This is a genomic window from Streptomyces sp. NPDC039609, from assembly GCF_055596705.1.
The window spans coordinates 654,416-669,417 of record NZ_JBVIUJ010000003.1; the positions used below are offsets into that span (position 1 = coordinate 654,416).

General features: G+C 70.7%; 12 protein-coding genes and 1 tRNA gene. 4 read left to right on the plus strand and 9 right to left on the minus strand.

All coding sequences use genetic code 11. From position 1 onward, the window contains the following. Positions 1-13: 13 nt before the first annotated feature. The 3 genes from ACZ561_RS11975 to ACZ561_RS11985 all read right to left on the minus strand — a co-directional run bounded on the left by ACZ561_RS11975 (position 14) and on the right by ACZ561_RS11985 (position 3,618). On the minus strand, positions 14-2,347 hold the full coding sequence (locus ACZ561_RS11975) for a hypothetical protein (protein WP_470992797.1): 2,334 nt from the start codon (positions 2,345-2,347) through the stop codon (positions 14-16). Positions 2,348-2,349: 2 nt separating this feature from the next. Beyond that, a tRNA-Pro gene (locus ACZ561_RS11980) sits at positions 2,350-2,421 on the minus strand. A gap of 699 nt (positions 2,422-3,120) precedes the next feature. Beyond that, the gene (locus ACZ561_RS11985) at positions 3,121-3,618 is read right to left on the minus strand and encodes a pyridoxamine 5'-phosphate oxidase family protein (protein ID WP_470992800.1); all 498 of its coding nucleotides are present in this window, start codon (positions 3,616-3,618) and stop codon (positions 3,121-3,123) included. 447 nt (positions 3,619-4,065) lie between these two features. On the opposite strand from ACZ561_RS11985, the gene ACZ561_RS11990 reads away from it, so the two are divergent. Together ACZ561_RS11990 and ACZ561_RS11995 are read left to right on the plus strand one after the other, a co-directional pair. Further along, positions 4,066-5,583, plus strand: a complete 1,518-nt coding sequence (locus tag ACZ561_RS11990) for an FAD-binding oxidoreductase (RefSeq protein ID WP_470992803.1) — start codon at positions 4,066-4,068, stop codon at positions 5,581-5,583. A 63-nt stretch (positions 5,584-5,646) separates the two neighbouring features. Beyond that, positions 5,647-6,318: a hypothetical protein gene (locus ACZ561_RS11995; protein ID WP_470992806.1), complete on the plus strand. Its 672-nt coding sequence runs from the start codon at positions 5,647-5,649 to the stop codon at positions 6,316-6,318. Between the two features lie 38 nt (positions 6,319-6,356). On the opposite strand, the gene ACZ561_RS12000 is transcribed toward ACZ561_RS11995, so the two are convergent. Continuing rightward, entirely contained in the window at positions 6,357-6,920 is a 564-nt protein-coding gene (locus tag ACZ561_RS12000; protein ID WP_470992809.1) for a DUF7010 family protein, read from the minus strand. 103 nt (positions 6,921-7,023) lie between these two features. On the opposite strand from ACZ561_RS12000, the gene ACZ561_RS12005 reads away from it, so the two are divergent. Next, positions 7,024-7,572, plus strand: a complete 549-nt coding sequence (locus ACZ561_RS12005) for a hypothetical protein (RefSeq protein WP_470992812.1) — start codon at positions 7,024-7,026, stop codon at positions 7,570-7,572. Between the two features lie 99 nt (positions 7,573-7,671). On the opposite strand, the gene ACZ561_RS12010 is transcribed toward ACZ561_RS12005, so the two are convergent. Together ACZ561_RS12010 and ACZ561_RS12015 are read right to left on the minus strand one after the other, a co-directional pair. After that, positions 7,672-9,354, minus strand: a complete 1,683-nt coding sequence (locus ACZ561_RS12010; protein ID WP_470992815.1) for an Ig-like domain-containing protein — start codon at positions 9,352-9,354, stop codon at positions 7,672-7,674. A 55-nt stretch (positions 9,355-9,409) separates the two neighbouring features. After that, positions 9,410-10,498 (minus strand): hypothetical protein, encoded by a 1,089-nt coding sequence (locus ACZ561_RS12015; protein WP_470992818.1) that lies wholly within the window; start codon positions 10,496-10,498, stop codon positions 9,410-9,412. A gap of 259 nt (positions 10,499-10,757) precedes the next feature. Here ACZ561_RS12015 and ACZ561_RS12020 point away from each other — a divergent pair, with 259 nt between their 5' ends. Continuing rightward, positions 10,758-11,090: a glyoxalase superfamily protein gene (locus ACZ561_RS12020; protein ID WP_470992821.1), complete on the plus strand. Its 333-nt coding sequence runs from the start codon at positions 10,758-10,760 to the stop codon at positions 11,088-11,090. A gap of 231 nt (positions 11,091-11,321) precedes the next feature. Here ACZ561_RS12020 and ACZ561_RS12025 read toward each other — a convergent pair whose 3' ends face one another. The 3 genes from ACZ561_RS12025 to ACZ561_RS12035 all read right to left on the minus strand — a co-directional run bounded on the left by ACZ561_RS12025 (position 11,322) and on the right by ACZ561_RS12035 (position 14,975). Next, positions 11,322-11,960 carry a ScbR family autoregulator-binding transcription factor gene (locus tag ACZ561_RS12025; RefSeq protein WP_470992824.1) on the minus strand — a complete coding sequence of 213 codons (639 nt, stop codon included), beginning with the start codon at positions 11,958-11,960 and terminating at the stop codon, positions 11,322-11,324. Between the two features lie 198 nt (positions 11,961-12,158). Continuing rightward, the gene (locus ACZ561_RS12030; RefSeq protein WP_470992827.1) at positions 12,159-12,773 is read right to left on the minus strand and encodes a class I SAM-dependent methyltransferase; all 615 of its coding nucleotides are present in this window, start codon (positions 12,771-12,773) and stop codon (positions 12,159-12,161) included. Between the two features lie 30 nt (positions 12,774-12,803). Beyond that, positions 12,804-14,975, minus strand: coding sequence for an aminotransferase class III-fold pyridoxal phosphate-dependent enzyme (locus ACZ561_RS12035; RefSeq protein WP_470992830.1), 2,172 nt, complete (start codon positions 14,973-14,975; stop codon positions 12,804-12,806). Between the last annotated feature and the right edge of the window lie 27 nt (positions 14,976-15,002).

Below are 15,002 nucleotides of genomic sequence, written 5' to 3' on the forward strand. Positions count from 1 at the left end.
CGAGGAGCGGCAGTCACCGGGGCAGGGTCGCCGGCGCGAGGAGCCAGTGCCCGCCGGTGGTCCAGCCGAGGAGCCGGCGCCCCCGGCCGTCGTCGAGCCGGCCGCCCGCGTCGAACTCGCGGCCGTCCGCGACGAGGCGAAGGCCGACGACGGCCGGGGCGAGCCGGTCGGCTACGTGCGTCGGGTAGCGCGAGGCCTGGTCGTGCAAGCGGGCGAGTACGCCTGCCTGCGCCGACGGTTCGCACAGCGACAGGTGGAAGAGCATCTGTCGCCAGGCGTAGGCCGCGTCCTTCACGGTGGCGAGCGGTCGCGGATGGCCGTGCAGCCGTGATGTCAGGCGACAGACCGCGTGGAAGCACCGCAGGGCGAGCACGTCCCAGCCGTCCTCGGGGCGGATGCCGGCGGCGTGGACGAGGGTGGCCAGGTTGTGGGTGGTGAGGATCTGCGCCTGCTCGATCACCTTGCCGTTCTCGGCCACCGACCATGAGCCCGGACCTCCGGCCCGTTCCACGCACAGCGCCGCGAACCCGGGCGAGGTGCGTGCCTCGTACGGCCGGAGCGTGTTCTCGCTCGCTTCCACGAGGGCCAGGTCGCGGACCGCCGTGTAGTCGATGCCGTAGTACCGCTCGTACAGCGATCCGCCGAGAAGTTCGGCCGCGACACGCGCGGCCTTGAGGAACTTGGGGCTGAACGAGCCCATGAAGATGTCCGCGGCCAGCTCCTCCACCAGCGGCGCATCGAGATCCGCCTGCCGGGCGAGGACGGACAGTTCACGCACGAGCGGGTTGGGCAGGATCGTTCCCGGGAAGCCCCGCACCGCGGTCTCCCCCAGCTCGCGGAGCGCGTCGTGCGCGGCCTGCCGGCCACCCTGGTCGTCCTGGGCGTCGGCCCGGCGGCCGGCCACGGCTCGTACCCACGGCAGCTCCTCGACGCGGACCTGCCGCTCCAGGTTGAGCAGGAGCAGGGAGCGACGGTTGCGGAAGGCCCGGTAGTTGGCCGTCATCAACGTCCGCAGCGCCCCGTCCGGGTACATCCGGGCCCTCGTCGCGGCCACCAGCTGGGGCACCAGCTCGGCCAGTACCTCGGCGGACGGCACGACCCCCCGCTCCACGAGCGTGGCGAGCGGCGCGCTGAGCGTTCCCTCGACCACCCGGCGGATCGAGGTCGGAAGCTCGGCGCCGACCGGCACCCCGGACTCCCTGGCCTCCCGCGCGGTCACGTCGGCGACCAGCGGGGCGATGTCCTCCGCGCCGGTCTCCTGCGGGAGGTCGGCGAGCCTCCGCCCCACCAGCTGTGCGACCGCGTGATGCGAGGGGAGTGCGGCGTGCTCGGCCTGCTCGCGGCGCAGGGCGGTGTGCCGCTCGGAGCCGGGCAGGCCCCGACGGCGCACCATCGCCTCGACGGCGGTGCGCAGCAGACCGAGGCGGCGTGCGTCGAGCGGGCGCCGGGCGACGCTCTCCTCGAGGGCTCCGACCAGGATGCCCATGTTGCCCTTGGGGTCGCGGTGCTTGCGGCAGCGGGTGTGCTCCGCGGCGAGGGTCCGGTAGCGGGCGAGCAGGGCGGCGCCGCGCTCGTACCAGTGCTCATCGGGTACGCGGTCGGCACCGACGGTCTCCAGCCAGTGGCCGAGCAGTTCGTCGGAGAACGGGTTCCAGACGGTGAGCGCCTCGCGCTGGGTCTCCACCGGCTCGTTGGGGAGCCTGCGCTCCAGGGTCGCGCGGGCGTCGGCGACCGTGCGCCGGTGCACGGTCCCGGTACCGATGGCGCGTACATCGGAGGGGCGCGGAAGGAAGCGCAGCGTGTCGGCGTGCGGTGCGAGCTCGCCGACCAGCTCGACCGCGGCGGTCACCTCGTCGGCGCGTGCCAGCCACGCCACGGCGAGCAGCGCGGCCTCCTCCGGCAGCGTCACCTCGTAACGGCCGTTGTCCAGCAGATCCATGAGCCGGTCGAGACCGGGTTCGGTGAGGCAGTGCGCGAACAGGGACCCACGCGTCGCCGGAACGCCGAACCGCTGAGCGGCCTCCTTCTCGTACGGCTGGAGCGGTCCCGCGGCGCTCGCGGCGCCGGTGGCGAACCCGCCGTGCACGACTTCGGGTGTCACCCACGCGGGCAGGCCGGCCACCGGCGTCCGTGATCCGATCGTCAGACGGCCTTCGGCGATGCCCGCCAGTACGGCGCGCCAGCGCCGGCCCCGCTCGGTCGCCCGGTCACGCGTGGCGTCGTCCTGGTGGGTGACGGCGGTCGTGAGGGCCTTCGCCAACCGACCGGCCGCGTAGGCGGAACCCCCGGCCACCATGGAGGCCCGGTCCGGGATCTTCGTATGCTGCTGCTCAGCGTCGTCGTCCATAGCCGACATGGCGGGTTCCGCCCCCGCGCCCTCCAGGTCCCGAGCCTGGCGCTCTGCTGCTGAGCTACATGTCGATGACCGGACCCTACGACCACCGCGGTCGCTCACTCAATCGGAATTCGCACAAGGTCAGACACCTCACGTTGCTGTGCCGTCAAGTTCTCGGGCCGCGCTCTCGAACAGCGACGGGCTCGCGGATAGCCTTGCCGCATGATCGAATCGTCTTCTGTCCAGCGCTCTTTGCCGACGTGGGACCAGGTGGTCGCGTTGCGGGACTTCATCAGCGGACGGACATACGACGCCGCGGTCCCCACGATCCGACTCAACGGAGAGCCGCCCCACGCCCCTGGGTCCTCTCTTGCGCGGGTGGCAGAGGTGAACGGGGCTCTCTACCAAGTCACCTCCCACCTGTGCAGTCGGCTGTATACCGAACTGGCGTCGGATCGTCCTGGACCCATCGCTGAGGCGTCGTGGGATGCCCTCATGTCGATGGCCGAGGCGTGGCGAGAGGACCCGGAGCTGCCGGAAGGCGTGAGGGAGCTGCTGCCCGTCAGGCCGCAGTGACTGCGAGCCAGGTGCGCCAGGTATGTGGTGTGCTCGGTGTTTCGGGGTGATCGTGGGTTCGCACTTCTGGAGGCAGTGGTAGAGCCGCCCCACGACCGCGCGCCGAACTACGTTGAGGCCTCGACGGCCCGGCTGCACCTGGATGTCACGGTCTGGTACTCGAACGCTCCGAGGAGCCCATGCTCCTGCGGAACGCTCATGACTACGGATTAGGCGCCCTCGCGTTCCTCTCGCCGCCGGACCAGTTCCTCGACCGCGCTGGGGAGGGTCGTCTCGAAGTCGATCAGCTTCGCCCAGGTCGGGGTGACGACGATCCGGACCATGCCGTCGTAGAGCGAACGGACCTCGGCCTCCCAATCGACCCGCTGCTCGGGCGTCATCGTGTAGATGCCGTTGGACTGGAGGAACTCGTCCGGGATGCCTTCGACCACGTCCAGCTCGGCCCGACCGCGGATCAGCAGGATCTTCGGCGGGTGCACCTCGGTGTCGATCGTCAGCGCGACCGCCGGATTGTCGCGGAGGGCCGTGAGCTTAGGAGCGTTCGTCGGAGTGCACATGACGATCTCGGAGCCGTTCCAGGTGAAGCCGATCGGGACGGCCCGCGGCGTGCCGTCCTTGGCGACGTATGCGAGGCGAACCAGATCGCGGGCCAGGAGCTGCTGGCTCATCGGACGGTTCAGGACCTCGGTGATCTCGCTCTGCTGCACGGTCGGACCCACCTGCTCGTCGTCGTGACTCTCACGGAAAGGTGTCTGCCCGGTCGACGTGCGAAGGCTCCCGGGCAGACACCATGGTCCCAAGCTGCCCTGCCGACGGCCGGTACACCGTGAGCGTGGCCGCGGCCTGGTCCGAACGGGACCGATCCCGGCGTTGTCCCGCTCGCGCTGGGGTCAGGTCGGACTGGTTCTCGTCCTGCGTCGAAGCCGGCGCCACGGGTGGGGCGGAGCTCCGTGTGTCGTCCGCTCGCCACCTTTGCACCCATACGCGCGAGCCCTGGTGTGATCCGGCCACGACCCGGTGCGCCGAGTCACCGTTCTTCGGTGGGCTCCGCCACCATGGCCCACGCCGGAGGCCGTGCTCGCCACGAGAGCCGCTGCCTCGGGCCTACGACCATGCCCTGCCGAAGGTAGCGGGGCTGCCGAGGAGGAAGCACCGTGAGCGTCAGCCGTCGGACCGTACTGCGAAGGGGAGCTCAGGCGACAGCGATCGGCCTGACCACGGCGTGGGCGGGAGGGCATGCCGTCGCCGCGGCCGAAGGAATCGGACCGCCGCTCGGCGACGCTCCCGGTGCCGCGGCCTGGCGCGCCCTCGCGCGCAGCCTGAGCCCGGGCGCGACGCTGTACCGCCCGACGAGCGAGGACTACCGCCGGCAGGCTCTGCCGGACAATCTCCGGTACGCGGGCGTGCTGCCCGCCGGCATCGTCGCCTGTGCGACGGAGAGCGATGTGCGGGTCTCCGTGCGCTGGTCGGCGGCGCACGGCCTGCCCTTCGCCGCGCGCTCCGGCGGTCACAACTACGCCGGCTACTCCACCACCCGCGGGCTGCTCATCAGCCTGCGCCGGATGAACGGTGTGGCGGTCGACGGCACCCGGCTCCGGCTCGGCGGCGGAGCCACCAACTCGGATGTGTACGCCGCCAGGGCCGCGAACCTCTACTTCCCCGGCGGACGCTGCCCCGGAGTGGGGGTCGCCGGGCTCACCCTCGGCGGCGGTCTGGGCTTCAACGACCGTAAGTGGGGCCTGACGTGCGACCGGCTCGCCGAGACACGGGTGGTCCTCGCGGACGGCTCACTCGTCCGGGCGTCGGACACGGAGAACCGCGATCTGTTCTGGGCCTGCCGGGGCGGCGCGGGTGGCAACTTCGGCATCAACACCGGCTTCGTCTTCGATGCCACGTCCGTCGCCGACCAGGTGGCAACGGTCTTCGAGCTGTCCTTCGACCCGCGAACCGCGGTCCGGCTGATGGACCTGCTCCAGGAGATTCTGCGTGCCGACCGCGGCAACGACTTCGACATCCGGATCGGGTTCAGGAACGCCGGCGACGGAACGCCCGCCACCATCGGCCTGCTGGGCCAGCGGCTGGGTCCGGAGGACGAGCTGCGGCGGCTGCTGGCCCCGGTGCTCGAACTCGGACCGACCAGGCAGTTCATCGAGCAGCGCCACTTCTGGGCAGCCCAGGACCATCTTCTGGAACAGCCCGGCCCGGGAAGCGCCACCGCCTCCAAGTCCCTGGTGCCGCATCGGTGGTTGGACCCGGGGACCGTCGAGTCGGTCGTCGAATGGGTCCGTGCCTGGCGCCCCGGCGCGCCCGGGAACGCCGGCTACGTCACGCTCTTCGCGATGGGCGGCAGCAGCGGCGAGCCGACCGTCACGGACACGGCCTACCCGCACCGCGACGCCACGTTCGTCATCGACATCGGAACCCACTGGGCCCCCACCACGCCGCCCGATATCGTCCAGGACCTGCTGGCCCAGACCCGCGCGATGCACCGTGTCCTGCGCCGCGACCTGAGGACCTCGGCGGCGTACGTCAACTTTCCGGACCCCGACCTGCGCCAGTGGCAGACCGCGTACTACGGCCCCAACTACGCCCGTCTGCTGGAGGTCAAGCACCGGTACGACCCCACCGGCCTGTTCCGCTACGACCAGGCGATCGGTGTCGGGCGCTCCTGACCCCATGACCTGTTGAGTACGTGTACTCATGTGCGGCGGGACGATTGATCGGAAGCTGTGCGCATGAGATCAACTCCCGCCATCGCCGACATGGTTGCCCGCTCCACGCGTCGCCCGGGGATCACCCTCGCGGTAACAGCCGTCGTGGTCCTGACACTTGCGTCCTGCGGCACCCAGAAGTCGGGCACCACGGATTCGCCGAGCGGGCCCGCCGACACCGTCGGCGCCCAGCGCACCGAGGCGACGGCCGGGTCCCGGCAACAGGCTGCCTTCGCCGCGATGTTGGACGAGATGGCGGAGTCGTGCCCCACGGGAGCCCGGTCGGGACCGCCGGTGCCCTCGGAGGGCCCGGGGGGTGAGCCGCTGCCTTCCGACGATCCCGCCACCGACGTTCTGGAGGGACCCATCGTCCCCACGGCGGGCCCGGAGGTGGAGTTGAGCGCACGTGACTGGTGCGCGAGCAACCGCCATGAAGAGCGCATCGCCCAGGGGCTGTGGGAGCTTGAGGACCCCACGCCCACCAAGGTCAGGAAGATCCTGAACGACCTCGGCTACCTCGACGAGCGCATCCACGACCTCAAGCAGTCCGGTGCGATCACCCGGTTCTTCATCGATCTGCGCTCCAAGGACGGCCGGCTCTGCGTGGAGGGCTCAGCGGCCGGCGAGGAGACCGTCGTCGACAAGTGCGTGGCCCCCGAGACAGGACCGTTCGCTCCGCCCGAGCGGACCCACTGACGACCCGGCGCCGATCTGCCACGCGATCCCGGCGCCGGTCAACCACGCAGGGCGACGTGGAAGGACGAGGCCCACAACACGAGCGCCGCACCCAGGCCCACCACGGTACGAATGGTCTCCGCCGTGGTGCCGGCCGCCAGGACGGCGAGCCCCACGAGCGACACCGCCGTCAGGAAGATCGCGGTCCACTTGTACTGACCCTGGTCGAAGAGGCGGGCCAGCGGGAAGAAGTGCAGTCCTACGACGAGGCAGATCCCGACCGGGATGAACTCCGGGTGGCCCGACGCGTTCGACGCGGCGATCACGACGAAGATCGCCACCAACTCGGCGACGTTGACCAGGCCCACCCCCCGGTTCCACTTCTCCGGCAGCCGCACCGTACGAGTCACCGGACCCGCGGTGCCTCGGAAGGCGAGCACCACCGCGCCGATCGTCACGGCGGCCGCGATGACGCCGACCGCGACCGACACCGGCACCGCCGCGATCCCGGAGCCGCCGGCGAAGGCCCAGACGAGAGCGAAGACGGCGAGGACGATCGCGCCTCGGCGGCGCAGATTGCGCGTGAGGGCGAGGCACTCCGCGTCGGTGGTTTCCGTAGTCATGGCGCGGACACTACAACGGTGATCCAACCGGGTGGGTCGCTTTGATGTCAGGAAGTCGCGTACCACGAGAGCGATTTGAGTATGTGTCGGGTACGTTCGGAACATGATCTACCTGATCGGTGGGCCCCCGAGAGCGGGCAAGAGCACCCTCGCTCACATGCTCCTCGAGCGCGCCGGTATCCCTGGCTGCCCGACCGACACGCTGGTGTCGATGCTGCAGAACGCGGCGCCGCACCATGGTGTGCGGCACGGTACTCATCCGGACAAGGCCGTGCCGGCACAGCCGTTCCTCGTCGAGTTCCTCCGCGCCGTGGCGGACGGCCTCGACGCGTCCGACCCGCTGGACGGCTATGTCGTCGAGGGCGACATCGTGACACCGGCCGCGGCCACGGCCGCCGCCGCTCACGGGTTGCCGCTGGCCACGGTCTTCCTCGGGAACACCGTGCTTACCGCGGACGACCTGCGGTTCGCACCGGACTGGCTCGATGGGGCCGATGAGGCCACCTACGAGCAGGTCGCGGCGTGGGTCACGGAGCAGAGCCGCACCCTACGGGACGCGTGCACAGCCGGAGGCCACGTCTACATCGAGATGGGTGCGGGCTACGAGCAAGGCCTTGAGCAGGCCTACTCGGTGCTCATGGAGCACGCCTGACCGTCGGCCGGCACGGACACGGTGTCGTCGGCCCTGGCGCGGGCCGGGGCCGTACGCCCCCGGCCCGCGCCGGCGTTCACCTCGGCCGGTCGGCCGATGTCAGCGGCATTGTCCGAAGCGCGGACCGCGCACGGTGATGCTCGTCAGTGCGGGGGCAGGGGTGTTGCCCTCGCATCTCAAGGGGCCCGTGACGGTGGTACCGGACAACCTGGTGCCGCCCGCGTTGGACTCGAAGGTGACCGGACCGGTGATCGATCCGCCGTCGCACAGGGAGACCGGGCCGGTGGTCCCGCGCACGGTCAGCGGGCCGATGACGCGCACGCCGCACAGCGACAGGGCGCGAGCGCCGTCGGCGGAGAACGATCCGGTGACGGCGGCGTTCGAGGCCGCCAGTGCGCCGCCGGACTCGATCCGCACCGGGCCGGACTGCCGGGCTCCCGCAGCGAGGCAGAGCGACTCCCCCGCGAGAACCGTCAGCGGGCCGGTGTGGTGACCCGTCAGGCAGGGGCGGCTGAACCCGACGGTGACGGCGGCCGGTTGTGGACTGCTGCTCGGGGAGTGCAGCGGGTCGCCCTCGTACCGCGCGGTGATCGCATGGCTGCCCGGCCGCAGGACCTGCGAGCGCAGCACGGCCCGTCCGTCCGTGAGCGGCGCGGTGCCGAGCGGTGCGTCGCCGTCGAGGAAGACGACGCTGCCGGTCGGGGTGCCGCCGGCTGAGGCGGTGACCTCGGCGGTGACGATGGTGGCGTGCCCGTACAGCGGGGTGGTGGTGTCCGCGGTGAGGGCGAGGGCGGTGTCGTGGCGCCAGGTGACGACGGCCCGGCCGTCGCCCTGGTTGACGCCGGGGGTCAGGCCGGCTCCGGTGGTGATCGGGTCGGCGTAGCCGCTGCCGCCGCCGCCTCCGGCGCCCGGCAGGTTGTCGGGGTTGCCGCCGCCGGAGCCTCCGCCGCCGCCGAACCAGCCGCCGCCTCCGCCCCCGCCGCCGTTGCCGCCACGCCCGCCGTTGCCTCCCGCGCCGCCGCTGCCCGGGTTGGGCAGGCCGGTGTTGGGGTCGGTGGCGCCGCCGGGGGAACCGGGGCCGCCCAGCCGTGAGTTGGGGCTTCCCGTGCCGTGGGCGGCTTGGGTGGCTCCCCCGCCGGCGATCCCGGAGCCCTCGGGTCCGGCGGCCTGGCCGCCGGGCTCGCCCGCCGGGCCACCGCCGTCGCCGCCGTGCAGCTCGGGCCCGCCGTTTCCGGCGCCGCCGCCCCCTCCGGCGACCAGGATCCGCTCGGCCGGGCCGAAGGCTCCGACCCGGAGGTCGGAGGCCCCGCCGCCGGAGCCCCCTCCCCCGTGGGCGCCGCCTCCGCCCGCGCCGTGGCCGTACCCTCCGGGTCGGGCGTACTCCCCTCGCCTGGAGCTGCCGGGGATGCCGGCGGCGCCCACGGTGAGCTGGAGGACCTGGCCGGGGGTGACGGCCACCGTGGCACGGGTGTGGCCCCCGCGGCCGCCGGGAGCACCGGTGTTGGGCGGGTTGGGGGTGACGTATCCGGCGGCGCTACCGCCCTCTGCACCGAACAGGTCCACGGTCACGGAGCTGACCCCGGCCGGGACGGTGAAGGTGTCGGTGCCGGGCGCGGTCCAGGCGCATCCGGCTCCGGGGTCCGTGGTGACGACACCCGTCGCCCCACAGACGGGTTCGGCCGCGGCGGCCGTCGCGGCGGGTGGGTGAACGGCGGCTGCAATGAGCACGGCGGCGCCGGCCAGGACGAGGGCAGGGGTCCGCACGGGGCGGGTTGTTTTCATGTGTCAGTTCTTCTGCCGAGTCGGGGAAGGGGAAGCGGGAGGGCGACGTACGGGTTCAGATGCCGTCGTCCGCGCACAGCGCCCAGGAGTCGGTGTACGTGTTCGGGGAGCTGCCGCCGCCGGTGTGGGCGTCGGCGGTCCAGTACGCGGCCGTGGTCGTTCCGTCGCCGACGGGGACGCCGCCGGAGGTGCTGGGGAAGCTGCCGTTGAGGTGGTCGCCGACGGAGCCCGGTCCCGTGAAGTTGGTGGTGGTGAGGCTGCCGCCGCTGATCGCGGCACCACCGCTGACCAGCGTGCCGTCCCCCTCGCCGCAGCCGACGACGGCCGTCTGCCCGCTCGTGGCGGCGGTGGGACCGCTGACGGAGGTGTGCCGGACGGTGACCGTGGCGCCGCCGACGTCGATGCCGTTGCCGCTGCAGATGGCGTACGCGTAGGTGGTGTTGTTGCTGTTGCCTCCGCCGCCGTTCCAGCCGACCGCGGTCCAGGAGTCGGGGTCGGTCTCGCCGTTGGCGGCGGCCTTCTGGCCGAAGCCGTGGGCGGAGTCGTTGAAGGTCGGGAAGGACGCGATCGGCTTGAGGCTGCCGACGCTCGCGGGGGTGATGCGGGCGCCGCCGCCGAGCAGGCGGGTGTTGGCGGGGCAGATGGCGGTGACGAGGCCGACGGTTCCGCTGCTGGTGGGTCCGGCGAGCTTGTTCATCACCACCTGGGTGTGGTTGACCAGGCTGCTGGTGAAGCACAGGGCGTACGGGGTGCTGGAGAAGGAGGCGTTGACCGCTCCCCCGCTGCCGCCGATGCCGAGCCAGTGGGTGACGTCGGTGCCGACGACTCCGGTGGAGCCGAGGTACTCGGTGCTTCCGTCGGGGCTGGGCACGGTGCCGTTGATCTTGTTGCCGTTGGAGGAGGTGCCGGTGCCGATGGTCTGGCTGATACCGCCGCCGGAGATCAGGCCGCTCGAGCAGGCGGCGTCGGTCGTGATCTCGGCGAACGTGGACGCCGGGCCGGCGGTGGCCCCGGGCGTACGGACGGTGACGCCGACGGAGTTGGCGTACGCGACGAACGGGACGGTCACGGCGAGGGCCGCTCCCGCCACGAGGGCGAGAGCGCGGCCCATCGGGCGAGGACGGCGGTCGAAGACAGGGTGCATGGGATCCATCTCCTCGGATCTCCGCAGGGGGTGCTGCCCAGTGCGGTGGGCGGCAGCTGCGTACCGTAGCAGCGGAATCCATTCGTATCTATGAGGTGTTTACGGACTGAGACCTGTCATATGCGAGCTACAGTGCTCGTCTGGGGCATCGGGCGCGAGGTGCCGCCGGTCGCCCAGCGGTACGGACTGGTGGAGCCGGCTCTCGGGATGCCCGGCTGATGTCCGGCCGATGTCGGTGGCGTCTGCGACGATGCATCGCATGGACGAGGCAGTGATCCCGGTCCTCCGGGTCAGCGACGCTGGGGCAGCCGCCGCGTGGTACGAGCGGCTCGACTTCGCCCAGCAGTGGGTGCACCGGTTCGAGCCGGGGTTTCCCGCCTTCGTGGAAGTGGCCCGGGGCGACGTCCGCTTGTTCCTGTCGGAGCACGAGGGCGACGCCCGCCCCGACACCCTGGTCTACCTGCGCGTGCGTGATGTCGACGCCGTGGCCGCCGAGTTCGGGGTGCGGGTGGAGGAGGCTCCCTGGGCGCGCGAGATCGAGCTGCGGGACCCGGACGGGAACCGGCTCCGGATCGGAACGCCCAAGGCATGACCCGCGGCTCCCGAGGAGCCGCCGAGCGGGCCGTCGCCGGGCTCGACCAGGGCACGGCCGGCCCGAGCGGTCGAGCCGCTGTCGACGGCCGAATCCCGGCAGATCGTGCCCAGCCGGTCGGTCAGGGAGGCCCGAGCCGGACGGCGTCCACCCACCGGGACGACACCGGCGTCCTGAAGCAGGCCGTGGGGCCGCCCGGCCCGCGCGCGGGCACCGGGCGGCTTCGCGAGGTCACGTCCTCGGAACGGAGCTCAGCAGGCCGGCCACCTTCCACCGGCGGTCGGCCGGAACAAGACCGAGGAGCAGCACTTCCCACATCTCGTCGACACGCTGGTCCAGGTCACTGCGGCCGGACAGCACCGAAGAGACCATCTGGATTCCGGCCAGGCTGGAGATCACGAGATATGCCACGGTCTCCGGTGAGATCGTCGGCACGATGTCACCGTCCTCGATGGCCTTGCGGACCATGTTCTCGCACGCGTCGATCCACATCCGGTACGCGACGGGCAGATCGCCGGTGTAGGTGAGCTCCATCAGCAGCCGTGTCCCGGCCCGCACGAGGACGTCCTTGTCGATCATCCGCGCCGTGGTCTTGGAGATCACGACGATCTTCTCCAGCGCGCTCCCGTCGCTTCGGATGACCTCCTCCACGACGGCGCTCATCCGGCTGTTGTGCTCGTTGAGCACCGCGGTGGCGAGAGCTTCCTTGGCCGGGAAGTGGAAGTGGAGCGCACCCCTGGTGGTCCCGGCCTGCTCGATGATCCGGCCGAGGCTCGCGCCGGCGAAGCCTGCGGCGTCGAACACCGCCGCGGCGCTCTCGATGATGTGCTGCCGGGTCGCGAACGCCCGTTCCTGCTGAACTTCTCTCATCCGTTGGACCCTCCCAACGGGGCAACTGTTGCTGACATCGCTCAAACCTATCCGGACCGTTGTCATCGGCCCATGCCATGGGTGCGCCACACGTCCTGCCGGCCCGTGCCGACGGCACCCGTGCCCGCACCGTACGTCGCCCCGTCCCGTCCGTTCGCACTCCGTGTCCGCCACCTGCGGCGTGCTCGCCGCCCACCACTACTTGATGGCGACCAGACGCTCCACGTGCCCGCCCTTGAGGCGGTCCGACTCCTTGATGTCGAAGCCCGTCGAGCGGACGTTCTCGATCGGACGGCGGCGCAGATGTTCACCCGCCGAAGGGACGCTGAACCGCTCAATGATTCCCTGGATGCCTCGGAGCAGCCAGTTGGGACTCACCACGTGGTCGATGCAGACGAATCGGCCGCCGGGGCGCAACACCCGGTGGATCTCGCGCATCGCCCGGTCCACGTCGGGAATGGCGCACATGCTCAGCGTGCAGACTACCGTGTCGAAAGTGGCGTCCTCGAAGGGCAGTTGATGTGCGTCGCCCTTGCGCAGCTCGACCTCGCGCCCCAGTTCGTCGGCGCGTGCTCGCGCGGCCTCCAGCATCTTGTCGCTGATGTCGATGCCGGTCAGCGTGATACCGGACGGGTAGTAGGGAAGGTTGAGACCGGTCCCGATGGCGACCTCCAGGACCTCTCCGTCCGCCCGGCTGCACACCCATTCCCGCTGCCCCTCGTACAGCAGCCGATCCCAGAACTTCATGTCCTTGTCATAGCCCGCTGCCATCTTGTCCCAGTACGCGCGCCACTTCTCCTGCTTGCTGACCATCGGCTCCGCCCTCTCTCGGTGTCTGCGTTCTCACTTGCCGGTGATGTAGCGGGGCCGGGCGAGCCGTCCGGCCACCACGCCGGAGAGCTTCTGCGCCGACATCGCGAAGAGCATCCTGCTCGCCATGAAGCGGTACAGGTGCCGGGGCCGGACTCCACGCATTCCCGCTTCCAGTCGGCGCACCACCTCGCGGGCGTCCTCCTCGGTCGTCATGGTCCGGTGCAGGAAGCGCAGCATGAACACGAAGATCCCGCTCCGTTCGAAGACCATCTGCGCCGCCGCCATTTCGAGCAGTACGCCGAACTTGGACCTGCCGAAGGGGAAGTACGTGTCGTTGAGCCTGAGCCGCAGCATCGCTCCCCGGCCCTCGACCTTCCCGAAGAGCGGTGATTCCTCGGCGAGGCGCCGGATCCCGGCCTCGAGGATGCGCTGGGCCGCCACCGCCCGCTCGTGCGAGGCCGGGTCGGTCATCTGCCGCAGTGCGTGGTGCGCGATGTGTGCGCCCAGCCCGTTGCGAAAGTACCTTCTGCGCATGGCGACCTGGCCAGGGTCTGTCGCCATGGCCCGGTCGAAGACCTCCTGGGTGCACAGCACCGACGAGATCGGGAAGAGCATGTCCGTCATGGCCTTGCCGATCGCCACCAGGTCGACGTGGGTCAGCATCTGTCGATGGGCGAGGTAGTCGTTCCCCGTGCGCCATCCGCCGGACAGCACCTCGTCGACACCGATCAGGTAGCCGCCCGTCTCGCGCAGGCGCTCGACCGTACTCAGGACGCGCTCCGGCAGACGCTGGCACATGCCGCCGCGGATGGCCTCGAACCACACCAGTGCGACGTCTCCGGAGGAGAGCACCTGCTGGAGCCGGTGGACCGCGTCGTCGGCGAACGGGTCGATGTAGACGAGGTCGTGGTAGTAGGGGCGGAAGGCGTCCTGGTCGGATTCGGTGACCTGCGGGCCCTCCTTGCTCAGGTTGATGGCGAACAAGGACTTGCCGGCGAAGTTGCCGGTGAAGGTGACCACCTTGGTACGCGTCGGATCGGCCAGCATCGCGAGGGCGGCGGCCTGGTCGACCGCGGTCGCCCCGCTCACCGCGGGGAAGGCCTTGTCGAAGCCGGTCAGCCCGGTCAGGAACTCTTCGAGGTCCGCGTAGTAGTCGTGCTCCGGCTCGTGGACCGCCAGCACCTCGGCGGGGACGTCCGGCGGGTTGTGCCCGCGGAAATTGCTGCCGAAGCCGCCGCAGCAGTCCAGGATCTCGCGTCCGTCGTCGAGGCGCAGCCGGGCGCCGCTCGCGCGCTCGACCTCCAGGTGCATACCGACGATCATTTCCATCTTGGCCATGGAGGGGTTGACGTACCGCGCCCAGTGCTCGCGCATCGTGTCCCGGTCGGCGTCGATCTCCGCCAGTGTCCTGCGCTGCTCGGGGCTGATCAGCCCGTACTCGTCGAGCGCCGCCAACACGACCTCGGCACAGAAGGTGTTGCCACCGAAGGTGGAGGTCTGCGCATAGCAGTCGATGTCGTTGTTCCAGATCTCGTACGCCTGCTCGGTCATGGTGAAGCAGCCGAACGGCACCTGGTTTCCGCCGATGTTCTCCCCGTAGACGAGCACGTCGGCGCTCAGCGGTCCGGTGAAGAGGCTGGTGTCACCGAGTTCCAGTTCGCTGTCGCAGAGCACCACCATCCCGCCCTGCGACCGGACGGCCCTGAGCAGCGGCTCCAGTTCGGCCGTCGACCCGTCGGCCGATCCGTCGCGTACGACCACGACGGCCGACCAGGAGTGCTCGGGTAACGCCTCCATCGCCTCCAAGGCGCTGGGCACCACCACGACGTGCGGTGTCATCGCTCTCTCGACCCCCTGGGAGGTCGGATCGACGAAGGGTGCGAAGACGCCCTTCGCGTCGATCAGCAGGATCCATCCGCCGTCGTGCCGCTTGTTGCGTACCGAGGTCTGCCGGGCCAGCTTCATCGCGCCGGAGAGCGCCTCGACCGTCGAATTGATGAGGAAGCTTCGGTAAAGGGGCGCACCACCGCGCGCTGTGAGCGACGAGCTGAGGAGGTAGGCCAGCTTGGTGCTCGCCTCGTTCATGTAGTTGCTGGACGTCAGAAAGGTGCATTTCTGATCGGTGATGCGGCGCTCTATTCGGTCCAGCAGACCGGTGGTCGCCGGTCTGAACACTGAGCCCTCGGTCGACTGTCGCTCCACGGAAACTCCTCGGATTCAGCTGATCAC